Raw genomic sequence first — 14,661 nt, forward strand, 5'->3', positions numbered from 1 at the left:
TGAGCGAATGGACAAAAAAGTAATTGATTTGGAGGAGCGTATTCCTGCATTAAAAAGAAGACGGAAGCGTAAAACAAATATGAAGTTCGTTGGATTACTAGCAGTGTTACTTGTACTATTCGCCATCTTCATTTATATGCAGTCCTCTTACAGTAAGATTAAAGCGATTAATGTTGAGGGAGCACAGTTGCTTGATAAAGAAACATACCTTAAGCTCTTGGCGTTTAAAGAAGGAGACTCTATGTGGCGTTTACCTATAAAAGAAAGTAAAGCTGCCATTGAGGGTAAGGACATCGTTAAAAAAGTATCAATTAAAAAACAATGGCCCCGTAAAGTAACAGTAACCGTAAAAGAATGGACCAATGTAGCGTATATGCTAAAAGATACTAGCTATGTTGGTGTACTAGAAAACGGAACATTTTATGAAGCGGCAGGTTTACTGCCGATGGATGCGCCGTTACTTCAAGGCTTTGAAGATAAAAAAGAACGTAAAGAGCTGAGCCAACAACTTGCACAACTACCACCAGAGGTATTAGCGTTAATTTCTCAAATTACTAATAAGAAAACAGAAACCTCACCTTATTTGTTACAAATGTTTATGAATGATAGTTTTGAAGTATTTGCGATGACACCCACACTAGCAGATAAATTGAAATACTATCCTGAAATTGTGGCGCAAATCCCAGTAGGCGAAAAAGGCGTCATTGATTTAGAGGTCGGTGCTTCCTATCGTCCATATAATGAGCAATATGGTGTTGTGGAGTTAAAAGAACCTGTAGATATGCAAGAACAAGTACAACTTCCACTTGAGGAGTTACCACCACCTGTTGAAGAAGGAAGTACTGAGGGTGTTGAGACGGTGCCAGTTACAGAAGGTGTTGAAGAGCAATGAAGCATATTGTATTTTCTCGGAAACAATTTTTTATGTTAGTCGTTTGTATAGCAGCAGGATTTATTATTGGTTATTCATACAACTTAACTAAGGAAGAACGTATGATGACAGTGGCAGACTTGCAAACTTATGAGCGCGAAGACAATTACCGTGAGCAACTCATTGATCAACAGGAGCGTAACAAACAATTGGCAGCTGAAGTACATGAGCTCACCACAGCGGTACGTGATTATGAAAAAAAAGTTGCAGATACAGATTATGAACAGGTTGTAGAAGAAGCTGATGATTTGCGTCTTATGTTGGGGACGATTTCTACGAAGGGGAAGGGCGTAAAAGTCACATTGGCTGATGCGGATTATAATCCTGCAAGTGTTAATCCAAACGAATATATTGTACATGAAAGTCATGTTTTTACGGTAATTAATGAACTGAAAATTGCTGGAGCTGAGGCTATAGCTATTAATGGTCAACGGTTACGCACGAATTCTTACATTCGTTGTACAGGTCCTGTCATTGTTGTAGACGGTAAGCAGTTTCCAGCACCATTTACAATAGAAGCAATCGGAGATAACGATACCATCAATGCTTCGTTAAATTTGCGAGGAGGCGTATTAGATCAGCTGTTACATGACAATATTGTCGTAACAGTCGAGGAAAATCGTATGATTGAAATGGTTGCGAATAAGCAGGGGATGTGAGTGGAATTTGTGAGGAGGGGTAATGAATGAACACATCATATTATATTCGTATTACGATAGTGTTATTTATTATTGGTGTAATGATGGCCGTCCTTTATAACACTGTACAGCAACCAGTAGAGCGAGATACGCGAGATGTTTGGGAAGTCAGGGAGGAATTAGCACAAGAGAAAAGAAGACACTCTGATTTATTAAAAGAAATTCGCACATTGAACGAAGTAATGAAACGTTATGAAAGCGTAGCACAAAGTAGTCCGGAAGTAGCGCTACGTGAAACCGTAGAACGCCTAGAGAGTGATGTGGGACTAACCACGTATACAGGTCCTGGCGTGCAATTAATTTTAAAGCCGTCACCAGAAGCAATAGCGCTAGGAACAACATTAGCGCCTGTACCACCTGCGCTATTAATGCAGTTAGTTAACTCGCTATACGAATTCAAAGCGGTAACAATAGCTATTGATAATCAGCGCATGATTCAAACTTCTGCCATTCGAGATATTAATGGCAAAACTACAGTTAATGGCAAGCCTTTAGCTATGCCACCTCTAGCTATTCAAGTTGGGACGATGAATATGGAGGAGGCAAAGAAATTAAAGTCACAGTTAGAGGCATCAACCTTAATTGATAGTTTTTATTTAGACGATGTCATACTAGAAGTTAGTGAGCCACAAGAGGAAGTAATTATCGCGAAGTATGCTGATAAGGTGCATGTTGATTATTTACAACAAATGGACAAAGGAGACTGATAGCAATGTGGCTACCACTACTTGGTTTACTATTAGGATTAGCCTTAGGTCTTTTGTCTGATATGCAAATCCCTGTAATTTACCAAAACTATTTATCTATTGCAGTCTTAGCCGCACTTGATACACTATTAGGGGGTATAAGAGCTCAATTACAGGAAGTTTATGACGATAAAGTATTTGTATCGGGCTTTTTCTTTAATGTCTTATTGGCGGCAGGTTTAGCATTTCTAGGTGTACATTTAGGGGTAGATTTATACTTAGCGGCAATTTTTGCCTTCGGTGTAAGGCTGTTTCAAAATATTGCTGTAATACGCCGAATTTTACTTGTTCGTTACGACGAGCGTAAAAAAAACAAAAAAAACCAATCTAACCATAAGATTATGTGAAATTACTTAGACAAACGTTAACACATACAATAAAATGAACAAAAGAGACTTAATTCATAAGGAGGTGCAACGAATTTGGATTCGCAAAATATATATACAGCTATTGATATAGGTTCATCTAACGTAAAAGTAGTAATTGGTGAAATGCGAGGTTCACAGCTCCACGTTATTGGAGAGAGTAATATACGTTCCGAAGGTTTGCGTAAAGGTATTATTGTAGATATCGAAAAAACGTTGCAATCAGTGCAAGAGGCAATTGCACATGCGGAGAGAATGACAGGTTATGAAGTAAGAGAGGCTGTCGTGAGCATCTCTGCACATCAAGCAGAAATTCAACGTGTTAAGGGTGTAGTAACAGTAACGAGCGGAGAAGTTACAAATGCTGATTTACAGCGTGTAATGGATTCAGCGAGTAGCTATAAGCTCCCTGAAGGTCGCGAGTGCGTTAATGTTGTGCCAATACAGTTTACTGTAGATGACTGTGAAGGGATTACAGACCCTCGTGGCATGATTGGCGTACGACTTGAAGTTGACGCTATGATGATTACCACATCAGCCACTTTAATGCATAATGTGTTGCGCTGCGTAGAGCGTGCCTCAATCAGTATTAATGAAATTTATTTCCAACCATTAGTTGTTGGTCATGCGGCTTTAACAAAAGACGAGAAGTATCAAGGTACAGCTTGTATTGATATTGGTGGTAGCTCAACGACGGTGTCCTACTATGAGGAAGGCATTTTGCAAAATGCAAAGGTAGTGCCTCTAGGTGGCGATAATATTACGCAAGATATTTCTATCGTATTAAAAACATCAACTACACAAGCAGAGTATATTAAAAAGCAATACGGTCATGCTTTTAATAGCGATGCTTCAGATCAAGAGTTTTTCGAAGTGCCAATTGAGGGTACGGATACAGTAGAGCAGTATAGCCAACGCTATTTATCAGAAATTATGGGCGCTCGCCTTGTTGAAATATTAGAATTCGCTATTGATGCACTTGCGCAAATGGGCGTAAGAGACTTACCAGGTGGTGTAGTTTTAACTGGAGGTTGCGCCATGATTGAAGGAATAGCGCCTCTTACTCGTCAAGTGATGCAAACGCGTGTTAGAATTTATACACCACAGTTCATTTCAGTGCGCGAACCAGGTTATGCAGCAGCGGTCGGGCTCATTGATTATGCAACACAGCACGATAACTTCTTTAACCGTGAAATGACTGCGCCAATGCAACCGGCGCAAACGGCTCATGCTACAGAAGAAGTGTATTATGATGATACGACTGACGGCGAAGAACCACAAGAGAAGCGCCCAAGTTGGAAATCCAAAGTAAGTAAAATGTTTAATAGCATATTCGAATAATAAGGGAATTTTATGGTAGGAGGAAAATAGTATGTTGGATTTTGATACGAGTTTAGATCAAATGGCTGTAATAAAAGTAATTGGTGTTGGGGGCGGCGGTAATAACGCTGTTAACCGCATGATTGAACACGGCGTACAAGGTGTTGACTTTATTGCTGTTAATACAGATTCGCAAGCGCTAAAAGACTCTAAGGCAGATAACCGCCTACAAATGGGTATGAAGTTAACAAGAGGTTTAGGTGCAGGTGCTAACCCAGAGGTTGGTAAAAAAGCCGCTGAAGAAAGCCGAGAACAATTAGAAGAAATGCTTAAAGGTGCTGATATGGTATTTGTTACTGCTGGTATGGGCGGTGGTACAGGTACAGGAGCAGCTCCTGTGATTGCTCAAATCGCACATGACCTAGGTGCATTAACTGTTGGTGTTGTAACTAAGCCATTTAGTTTTGAGGGCTTAAAGCGACAAAAACAAGCACTTGGTGGTATCGCAGCATTAAAAGAAGCTGTTGATACATTAATTGTTATTCCAAATGATAAATTATTAGAAATCGTTGATAAGAGTACACCAATGCTTGAAGCATTTATTGAGGCTGATAATGTATTACGTCAAGGTGTTCAAGGTATCTCAGATTTAATCGCAACACCTGGTTTAATTAACTTAGACTTTGCTGACGTAAAAACAATTATGTCTAATAAAGGTTCAGCATTAATGGGTATTGGTATCGCAACAGGCGAAAATCGTTCAGCTGAAGCAGCTAAAAAAGCTATTTCAAGTCCATTACTTGAATCATCAATCTCAGGAGCAAAGGGCGTCTTGATGAACATTACGGGTGGCTCAAACTTGAGCTTATACGAAGTACAAGATGCGGCAGAGATTGTTGCAGCTGCGTCGGATGAAGAAGTAAACATGATTTTTGGTTCTGTTATTAATGATAATTTAAAAGATGAAATTATTGTAACAGTTATCGCGACAGGTTTTAGTGAAGATCAACAGGCACCTCCTGTTATCGAAAATATGGGTACGCAATTTATGCGTAAGCCACGTGCAACGCAACCACCAGTACAAGAGCACCAAGCGCCTGTACAGGAAGCGCCACAATATCAACCACAGCAACCGACTTACTCACAAGAAGATGAGCTAGATGTGCCAGCCTTCTTACGTAATCGTAACCGTCAATAATTTGTAAAAAATGCTCAGAAGCCCTTAACTAAGCGCTTCTGAGTTTTTTTATTGTGAAAGGTGTGTAGTTGATATATTACGGGGTGCTTGTTACAATGAGGATAAATTATAGATGTAAAGTTGGGAGAAAATTGACAAAAATCGTTGATAATTTAAAGCAAATTAACCAGCAGGTAGCAGACGCAAAGCGTGTTAGCCAATTTCAACAAGATGTTACAGTAATTGCAGTAACGAAGGCTGTTTCACTAGCACGTACTCAAGAAGCGCTAGAAGCAGGCATCTTGGATTTAGGTGAAAATCGACCTGAAGGATTAGTTGCTAAGCAACAAGAAATCACAGGCGCAACTTGGCATTATATTGGTACATTACAAACACGTAAAGTACGTCAAGTTATTAATTCAATTCACTATTTACATTCTTTAGATCGTTTAAGCTTAGCAACTGAAATTAATAAGCGCGCAGAGCAACGAGTAAAATGTTTTGTCCAAGTTAATGTATCAGGCGAGGATAGTAAGCATGGTTTAGCTGCGGCTGAAGCAATTGATTTCATTGAATCTTTAGCAACTATGGATAAAATTGAGGTAGTGGGGCTAATGACAATGGCACCATTGGATGCTGATGAACAACAGATTCGTACTGTATTTCGTGACTTAAAGCAATTGCAACAACAAGTAGCTGCATTACAATTACCATTCGCACCATGCAAAGAGCTATCAATGGGGATGTCGAATGACTATACAATTGCCATTGAAGAAGGAGCTACTTACGTTCGCATCGGCACAGCTTTAGTTGGTAATGAAAGTGAGGAAGCGAAATGACAAAAAAGAGTAAATGGAAAAGTTTTTTTTATGGTGATGAGGAGTTCGAAGAATTAGACGCTACACCTGAGCCACAGCAACCAGCGAATTTTCAGATGCAACAGCAAATGCAACAACAACGCCCACGTGTTGTCAAACCACAGCACACAAATGAAGGTAATAATGTTGTAAAGCTTCAAGCTGTTCCTAGTAATCATCAACAGCAAACACCAAAAGTGCGTGTGTTTGAACCTAACAGCTATGCAGAGGTGCAAGCCATTAGTGATTGTATTCGTGATGAGCAAACGGTTGTCATTAATATTCATTTATTAGATGGTAAGCAGGCTAAGCGTGTAATTGACTTTATTGGCGGTGCAACCTATGTGATGGGTGCGACGTTTAAGAAAATAAGCACAGATGTATTTTTAAGCTCGCCTGCCAATGTTGAGATTGAAGGCGACGTACAACAACTACTTACAAATCAGACGACCGAGTGAGGTAATATTATTGATGTATTATGAGATTCAATCCATCGTACTTAGTGTATTTAATGCCTACTCCATCTTATTAATTTTATATATTCTAATGAGTTGGGTACCAGCAGCACAGGAATCAAAATTTGGTGAACTTTTAGCTAAAGTAGCTGAGCCTTATTTAGGGCTATTTCGTAAAATTATTCCGCCACTTGGCATGATTGATTTTTCGCCGATTATTGCTATTTTTTCATTGAATTTAATTGCAACGGGTATTTTAAAAGTATTAAGTTGGATATTATTATAAGCAAAATCCTTACTTTGGTAAGGATTTTTTTAAAGGGAGAAAATAATGGACAATATTATACAGCACTTTAGAAGTGAAGAACGACCATTTATTGAGCAGGTAGTGGGATGGCAACGTGAGGTAGAAGACCGTTATGCACCTAAGTTAACAGACTTTTTGGATCCGCGTGAGCGCTTCATTGTACAGGCAATTATCCAACAACAAGATGACATTAGCTTAGCATCAGAAGGTGGATTTGAAGGAGCAGAGCGACAGCGTATGCTTATTTATCCGAGTTATTATGAACCAAGCGTAGAAGATTTTGCGATTACTTTATTTTCTATTCATTATGCAACAAAATTTGTAACTTTAGAGCATCCGCAAATTTTAGGCGCCTTAATGTCAAATGGCGTTGAACGCAAGCGTTTTGGTGATATTCGTTTAGCTGATGATTGTGTACAGTTTGCTGTGAGTAAAGAGATTAGTGAGTTTTTACGTTTGCAAGTCACCTCAGTAGGGAAAGCTAAAGTGAGCCTAGAAGAAATTTCATTAGCCCAAGCATTGCCGCAAATAACAGAAGAATGGCAAGAGCAGATGCAGACCGTAAGCTCAATGCGTTTAGATGTCGTCTTAGCAAGCGCATTATCTATTAGTCGACAAAAAGCGCAACAACTTATCACAGCAGGGCGTGTAAAAGTAAATCATACTGTGCGAGAAGACCGTGCATTTGAGTTGCAAGAAGAGGACCTATTGTCAGTGCGCGGCTATGGTCGTTTAAAGGTTTTAGCAATTGAAGGTCGTACACGCAAGCAAAAAATTAAAGTCATTTTAGGCACACTCATTGCGTAATTTTACCGAATTGTTGTGTAAATATTTGATGTAAACGTGTATAATGTAAAGAAAATGTTAATTGGTTTAAAAGGAGAGAAGGATGCTATGCCGTTATCACCTATAGATATAAACAACAAAGAGTTCACACGTTCATTTCGTGGCTATGCTGAGGATGAGGTCAACGAATTTTTAGACCAAATCATTCAGGATTACGAAATTATTATTCGTGAGAAAAAAGAGTTGGAACAGCAAGTAGCCATGCTACAGGAAAAAGCTGACCACTTTAATACAATGGAATCAACATTACAAAAGTCGATTGTTATTGCACAAGAGGCAGCAGACGAAGTACGTCGCAACTCACAAAAAGAAGCCAAGTTAATTGTTAAAGAAGCCGAGAAGAATGCAGAGCGTATTGTCAACGAGGCACTAGTTAAGTCGCGTAAAGCAACTATCGAAGTGGAAGAATTAACAAAGCAATCAAAAGTGTTCCGTAATCGTTTTAAAATGTTGGTTGAAGCACAGCTTGATTTATTAAACACAGATGACTGGGATCATTTACTAGATACAGCTGAAAATGAGCTATTACCAACGATTAATGACGAAGAGGCTTGACGTTTGGTTGTGGTTTTTCTATACTTACAACAATTAGATAATTTAAATCTTTGAAGGAAACAGTAGGGTACACGGTTATTATATAGCGAGCTAGGGGTGGTGCGAGCCTAGTTAATACAAGTATTTGAACATCATTCCTGAGTTAAATGGCTGAATAGTAGTAAGCCATTTCGTTACGCAGCGTTAATGCGTCTAAGACATAGTGCGCGCACTATAAATTAGGGTGGTACCACGAAACTAAAGCTTCGTCCCTTTCCGGGATGGGGCTTTTTTATATTTAAGGAGGAAAAAACAATGGTTGAATACAAAAAAACATTATTAATGCCGAAGACAGACTTCCCAATGCGCGGAAATCTGCCAAACAATGAACCAAAGATGCAAGAAAAATGGGATGCTATGGACATTGACAAATTACAGCTTGAACGCACGAAGGATCGTCCACATTTTGTACTGCATGATGGCCCTCCTTTTGCTAATGGCGAAATCCATTTAGGCCATGCCATGAATAAAATTTTAAAAGACATGATTAACCGCCATCGTTCAATGACAGGTTACCATGTACCGTATGTGCCAGGTTGGGATACGCATGGTTTACCAATTGAGCAGGCATTAACAAATAAAGGTGTTAAGCGTAAGGAAATGTCAATCGCTGAATTCCGTGAACTATGTGAAAAATATGCGATGGAGCAAATCGAATTACAAAAAGGCCAATTCCGTCGCTTAGGTGTACGTGGTGATTGGGATAACCCATACATTACGCTGCAACCAGAAGTTGAAGCGCGTCAAATCGAAGTCTTCGGTAAAATGGCAGAGAAGGGCTATATTTATAAAGGGCTGAAACCCGTTTACTGGTCACCATCTTCTGAGTCAGCATTAGCTGAAGCAGAAATTGAGTATCAAGATAAGCAGTCACCTTCAATTTACGTAAGTTTTGCGGTAAAAGACGCGAAGGATGTTGTACCAGCAGATGCTAAATTTATTATTTGGACAACAACACCTTGGACTTTACCAGCAAACCTTGGTATCTCTGTACACCCAGAATTTATTTATGCTGTTGTACAAGTAGCGGATACTAAATTTATTGTTGCTAAAGATTTACTAGACACAGTAGCTAAAGAGCTAGAGTGGGAAAACTACGAAATCGTACAAGAAGTAAAAGGACAGGCGCTAGACCGCGTAGTAGCACAGCATCCATTTTATGATCGTGATTCACTTGTTATGGTTGGTGAGCATGTAACGATTGATGCAGGTACAGGCTGTGTTCATACTGCACCAGGACATGGTGAGGATGACTACCAAATCGGTAAACAATACGATTTACCAATCCTTAGCCCTGTTGATAATCGTGGTGTGTTTACAGAAGAAGCACCAGGCTTTGAGGGGATTTTCTATGACAATGCTAATAAGCTTGTAACAGAAAAATTAGAAGAACTAGGCGCATTAGAAAAATTAACATTCTTTACGCACTCATACCCACATGACTGGCGCACAAAGAAACCTGTTATTTATCGTGCAACGCCACAATGGTTTGCATCAATTGATGCATTCCGTGACGAATTATTAACAGCAGTAGACAATACGACATTTACGCCAGCATGGGGTAAAACACGTCTTTATAATATGATTCGTGACCGCGGTGACTGGGTAATTTCTCGCCAACGTGCGTGGGGTGTACCAATTCCGATTTTTTATGCAGAAAATGAAGAACCAATCATTACGCCAGAAACAATTGCACACGTATCACAATTATTCCGTGAGCATGGCTCAAATATTTGGTTTAAGCGTGAAGCAAAAGATTTATTACCAGCAGGCTTTACACATGAAGGTAGCCCAAATGGTAAATTTACGAAAGAAAATGACATCATGGACGTTTGGTTTGACTCAGGGTCAACACACCAAGGTGTGCTAGTAGAGCGCGGCATGAAATATCCTGCTGACCTTTACCTAGAAGGCTCTGACCAATATCGTGGATGGTTTAACTCATCACTTATTACAAGTGTAGCGATTAATGGTGTTGCACCATACAAAGGTTTATTATCACACGGCTTTACGCTAGATGATAAGGGACGTAAGATGAGTAAATCATTAGGTAATACGATTGCACCAGTGAAAGTAATGAACCAAATGGGTGCTGATATTTTACGTTTATGGGCAGCATCAGTAGATTACACAGCAGATGTGCGCGTATCAGATGCTTTATTTAAACAAGTATCAGAAGTGTACCGTAAAATCCGTAATACATTCCGTTTCCTACATGGTAATGTTACAGACTTTAACGAAGCGACAGACCGTGTAGCCTTTGCTGATTTACGCGAGATGGACAAATATATGTATATGCGCCTACAAGATGTATTAAAGGCAGTAGACGCAGCGTATGAGCGTTATGACTTTGCGGCAGTCTATCATACGGTAAATAACTTTGTAGCAGTTGAGCTTAGCTCATTCTACTTAGATATTGCTAAAGATGTTGTGTACATCGAAGGCTATGACAATGCAGCGCGTCGTGCGATGCAAACAGTGATGTATGATACGTTAATGACGTTAGTTAAAGTTTTAACACCAATCATTCCACATACAACGGACGAGCTTTGGGCTGTAATGGGTATGGAAGAAGCTTCTGTACAATTAACGGACTTCCCAGCACCAGTAGAGCATGAGGTATTTACAGAGCTACGTGCGAAGTGGGAAAATGTTATTGCCCTACGTGATGAAGTATTAAAAGCTTTAGAAGAAGCACGTAATGCGAAAACAATTGGTAAATCATTAGAAGCAAAAGTTACTGTATATGCAGATAGCGACGAAGCGGCTATTTTAACTAGCGCGGGCATGAATTTTGCAGAGCTATGCATCGTTTCGGATTTTGTAACATTAGACAAAGCGCAAGCACCTGCTGAAGCACTTGCTACAGGTAAGTTAGCGATTGTTGTTACAAAAGCTGAAGGTGAAAAATGTGAGCGTTGCTGGTCAATTTCTGAAACAGTTGGCGAGAGCGAAGCACATCCAACACTTTGTAAACGTTGTGCGGACGTTGTAGAAAATTACTACACAGACGTAGAATAACTAAAAAAAAGCGTTCCCTTAGGGGAGCGCTTTTTTTATATGAATAAAAACTCCTGCGTATTGCGATAAACTTTTGGCGAAAAGCCACATATTTTTTAAAGCTCATACTAAAATAATTGGGTGTATTAAAGCCGACTTTCGTCGAAATAATATCCAATTTATATTGATGTTTACGCAAATAAGGGAGCGATTTATTAATGCGTGTAATCGCAACATAGTCAACAAAACTCCTACCAACCTCTCGTTTAAAAATTCGGCTGAAGTGTGAGGTACTAAAGTTAAGGTGTGCCGCTACTTGTTGAACAGTTAATGGCTCTGTGTGGTGTTGCTCAATATAAGAGATAGCTTGTTGCATTGGTTCATGTGCAGTAAGGTCCTCGTAATAACGCAAATGTAAATTGTGCAAAGCAGGGCGTCTGCGTGCGAGTTTGGCTTGACGATAAGAGTGATGTAGATAAAGTGCATCGCGGTAAATTTTACCGACACCAATAAAAATATAGCAGTTGTGCTCATCACGTAGTGTTGTGATAACGCTCTCTAAAATCGTGACACCTTGTTGCCAATGTTTGAACGACGTAATGGAGGTAGGTACTTGTAGCAATACAACCAAATAGCGTTCTGCATGAAGGAAAGTAATCTGGGCAATAGGCGCAAAAGCTTGGCGCAGGCGTGTCAAAATTAATTGTTGTGCGTCTGATGGTAACCCCTTACGATGGTCCGTACGACCGAAGCCTTGTAAAACAAGCACAACATTAGGTATGTGTTTAGCAGAAATAAAATGATAGGCTTGCTGCATTTCCTCGACGTGCAGTACCTCATTTTTTATTAGTCTACGTAAAAAAGCTTTTTGAAATGGAGTTGCAGGAGGCTGTATGTGTTTTTGTGCATACAGCTTTTTGGCGATGCGTAGTAGTTTTTGTTGTGTAATCGGTTTAATAAGTAGTGCTTGTAATTGTAAATCAAGTGCAATAGCTGATGAGTGAGCGAGCTCTAGGGGAATGATTGGAACGACGATACAGTGTTTGCGTAATCGATTAATTTTTACCCAATCAAATAATGTAGTGAGCTCATAAACATATACATCACAGGAGACATGGCATGTTGCTGTTTGTGCAGGAAGCTGTGCTTCTACCCACTGCATTAACTGCTGTTGCTCCCGTGCATTGGTCATTTGCCAATAAATTTGTAGCATGAATATCACCCCTTACTGCATATTTTAACGTAAACGAGCAATAAAATATATAATTGTAGCAATATTTTGTATTTTTAGAATAAAGTTATCGCGTAAAATAAAGCTGTAAAGATAAATAAGGGGGGAATGAAACATGGCAGAAAACAAAGATCACTATGATTATGTTGAACATGGCACCGTAGACTTTAAAGACCTACCACCACTCGATCATGAGACTAGCGAGATTATGCATGATGAATTGCGTACGGGCGTTTCACTCACGGTATTTTATTTTGTTTTAATTTTTAGTATTCCTGTAATGAACTGGTACTTCCCAGCGTTTGCATTTAAACCAATTTGGGGCGGTATGACGATTACATGGTTTGTTACGTCAGTTGTAATGATGGCAATGTCATTTATTATTGCGTACGTGCATACTAAATTATACGAAAAACGCTTGGCTAAATACGATCACGATTAATACGGACAAGGGGGTTGGTTGAATGAGTATGTTATTTGAACCAAAAATGATATTAACGGTATTTTTGATGGGAACTATCGTTTACATTACGTATTTATCTAAAAAGAATGCAACAGCTTCTGATTTCTTCGTTGGGGGACGAAGTTTTGGCTGGTTTACCAATGGCTCAGCAATTGGTGGCGACTATTTAAGTGCAGCAACCTTTTTAGGTATTGCGGGCTTAACCTTTCAGTTAGGTTATGACGGCGCTTACTATGCTTTTTGTTTTTCCATTGGCTTAACGCTACTAGCGATTTTTGTTGCAGGTCCACTGCGCCGTTTCGGTGCATTTACGGTAGCTGATTTTTTAGGCTACCGCTTCCATAGCCGCCGCGCTCGACTCGCAGCGGTTGTGGTAGTACTATCAATTTCGGGCTTCTATGCAGCACCACAATTACTTGGCGCTGCACAAATTTTAAGTATGTTCTTCGGCACATCTTATGAATTTGGTATTATTTTTACTTGTGTTGTTATGATTTTTTATGTAGGGATTGGTGGTATGAAAGGGACGACTATCAATCAAGCATTGGAGTTATGGATTCGGTTAGGTGCATTTATACTTATGTTAATAGCAGCAATGTACAGCGGCCTACACTATGACAAAATATTATATGCGATCAATTCGTTTTCGGGACCGATTGCAGGGACATCTCCGTATGCGCTTGATGGCAGTAATATTCAGTTCGATGGACAGGCATGGTCAGGTACGGGCTTCTATTTCCCAACGTTTTGGCAAACCATTAGTATGACCATTGGGTTAGCACTCGGCACAATTGGTTTACCACATATTTTATTACGTTTTTACACGAATCCAAGCGCAAAGGCAGCACGTAAATCCGCTTTAATGGCCATTGGTATTGCAAGTGTGTTCTTCTTACTCGCTGTTTATTTAGGTGTAGTAGGACGTGCTATCTTCCTAGCAGGCACAGCCTCAGAGGAAGTTATGCGTGACTTAGTCATTGGTGGTAATAACATGGTTATACCATCGACGGCACAGGCCTTAGGTGGCGAGTGGTTGCTAGGTTTAGTAATTGCAGGTGCATTTGCGGCAGTGTTCTCTAATTTATCAGGGCTGTTTATTACTAGCTCAGGCGCACTAGCCCATGATTTATATGCAGAGTTTATTAAAAAAGATATTACACAACGCGAGCGCGTAATCGCGGGTAAAGTAGCGATTGTGATTTTAGGTATCTTATATGGTGGCTTAGGGTTACTAGTTAAAGATGCATCCATTGGTCATTTAGTTGCGCTCGCATTTACAGTAGCAGCAAGTACCTTTACACCAATATTTATTTTAGGTATTTGGTGGCGTCGCATGACAGAGAAGGGTGCAATTGCTGGTTTGGTTATTGGTTTAGGCGTATCCATGTTACTTATTTTCTTCCCAAGTGTTATGCCTGAATTTTTACAATTTAAAATCCCAGGCATTATTACAGTGCCTGTAGGCTTCCTATCTGTCATTATTGTGTCACTACTTGATAGACAAGTGCCTGCAGATGTGAATGACTTTATGAAAAAAGTTCACGCAAAGGGCTCAGAAACGGTATAATAAAAACAATACAAAAACATTTCTACAGGAGTGTAGGGATGTTTTTTGTATTTTGCTAAAAAAACGTATAGAATGTTACGATAGCGAAAGTACAGCGTATTGGA

14 protein-coding genes, 1 pseudogene and 1 other annotated feature are annotated in these 14,661 nt (G+C 39.6%); of the genes and pseudogenes, 14 read left to right on the forward strand and 1 reads right to left on the reverse strand.

What is annotated here, in order from left to right; all coding sequences use genetic code 11:
• Positions 1-7 precede the first annotated feature (7 nt).
• From CH76_RS00070 to ileS, 12 genes are all read left to right on the forward strand, one after another.
• Entirely contained in the window at positions 8-892 is an 885-nt protein-coding gene (locus CH76_RS00070) for a cell division protein FtsQ/DivIB (RefSeq protein ID WP_051910112.1), read from the forward strand.
• The gene (locus CH76_RS00075; RefSeq protein WP_051910113.1) at positions 889-1,590 is read left to right on the forward strand and encodes a DUF881 domain-containing protein; all 702 of its coding nucleotides are present in this window, start codon (positions 889-891) and stop codon (positions 1,588-1,590) included. Before CH76_RS00070 ends, CH76_RS00075 begins: the two co-directional genes overlap by 4 nt.
• A gap of 26 nt (positions 1,591-1,616) precedes the next feature.
• Entirely contained in the window at positions 1,617-2,336 is a 720-nt protein-coding gene (locus CH76_RS00080) for a DUF881 domain-containing protein (protein WP_036141118.1), read from the forward strand.
• 5 nt (positions 2,337-2,341) lie between these two features.
• The gene (locus tag CH76_RS00085; protein WP_036141121.1) at positions 2,342-2,722 is read left to right on the forward strand and encodes a small basic family protein; all 381 of its coding nucleotides are present in this window, start codon (positions 2,342-2,344) and stop codon (positions 2,720-2,722) included.
• 75 nt (positions 2,723-2,797) lie between these two features.
• Positions 2,798-4,081, forward strand: a complete 1,284-nt coding sequence (ftsA, locus tag CH76_RS00090; RefSeq protein ID WP_036141123.1) for a cell division protein FtsA — start codon at positions 2,798-2,800, stop codon at positions 4,079-4,081.
• Between the two features lie 31 nt (positions 4,082-4,112).
• On the forward strand, positions 4,113-5,258 hold the full coding sequence (ftsZ, locus tag CH76_RS00095) for a cell division protein FtsZ (RefSeq protein ID WP_036141126.1): 1,146 nt from the start codon (positions 4,113-4,115) through the stop codon (positions 5,256-5,258).
• Positions 5,259-5,389: 131 nt separating this feature from the next.
• Complete coding sequence (locus CH76_RS00100; RefSeq protein WP_036141129.1) at positions 5,390-6,076, forward strand: YggS family pyridoxal phosphate-dependent enzyme; 687 nt, start codon at positions 5,390-5,392, stop codon at positions 6,074-6,076.
• Complete coding sequence (locus CH76_RS00105) at positions 6,073-6,552, forward strand: cell division protein SepF (RefSeq protein ID WP_036141132.1); 480 nt, start codon at positions 6,073-6,075, stop codon at positions 6,550-6,552. The genes CH76_RS00100 and CH76_RS00105 overlap by 4 nt, the downstream gene beginning before the upstream one ends.
• A gap of 13 nt (positions 6,553-6,565) precedes the next feature.
• Positions 6,566-6,835, forward strand: a complete 270-nt coding sequence (locus CH76_RS00110) for a YggT family protein (protein WP_051910114.1) — start codon at positions 6,566-6,568, stop codon at positions 6,833-6,835.
• A 45-nt stretch (positions 6,836-6,880) separates the two neighbouring features.
• Positions 6,881-7,663, forward strand: a complete 783-nt coding sequence (locus CH76_RS00115; protein WP_036141135.1) for an RNA-binding protein — start codon at positions 6,881-6,883, stop codon at positions 7,661-7,663.
• Positions 7,664-7,750: 87 nt separating this feature from the next.
• Positions 7,751-8,257, forward strand: coding sequence for a DivIVA domain-containing protein (locus tag CH76_RS00120; protein WP_036141138.1), 507 nt, complete (start codon positions 7,751-7,753; stop codon positions 8,255-8,257).
• Positions 8,258-8,298: 41 nt separating this feature from the next.
• Positions 8,299-8,513 (forward strand) — a binding site (T-box leader).
• A 38-nt stretch (positions 8,514-8,551) separates the two neighbouring features.
• The gene (ileS, locus tag CH76_RS14025; RefSeq protein WP_036141140.1) at positions 8,552-11,317 is read left to right on the forward strand and encodes an isoleucine--tRNA ligase; all 2,766 of its coding nucleotides are present in this window, start codon (positions 8,552-8,554) and stop codon (positions 11,315-11,317) included.
• A gap of 97 nt (positions 11,318-11,414) precedes the next feature.
• On the opposite strand, the pseudogene CH76_RS14215 reads toward ileS, so the two are convergent.
• A pseudogene (locus CH76_RS14215) lies at positions 11,415-12,509 on the reverse strand (AraC family transcriptional regulator); the annotation flags it as partial.
• A gap of 133 nt (positions 12,510-12,642) precedes the next feature.
• On the opposite strand from CH76_RS14215, the gene CH76_RS00130 reads away from it, so the two are divergent.
• Both CH76_RS00130 and CH76_RS00135 read left to right on the forward strand, forming a co-directional pair.
• Positions 12,643-12,969, forward strand: a complete 327-nt coding sequence (locus CH76_RS00130; protein ID WP_036141143.1) for a hypothetical protein — start codon at positions 12,643-12,645, stop codon at positions 12,967-12,969.
• A 22-nt stretch (positions 12,970-12,991) separates the two neighbouring features.
• A complete protein-coding gene (locus CH76_RS00135; protein WP_036141144.1) occupies positions 12,992-14,557 on the forward strand; it encodes a cation acetate symporter in 1,566 nt (521 codons plus the stop codon).
• The last annotated feature ends 104 nt before the right edge of the window (positions 14,558-14,661 follow it).

Source organism: Lysinibacillus sp. BF-4, from assembly GCF_000743635.1.
GTDB classification, from domain to species: domain Bacteria; phylum Bacillota; class Bacilli; order Bacillales_A; family Planococcaceae; genus Metalysinibacillus; species Metalysinibacillus saudimassiliensis.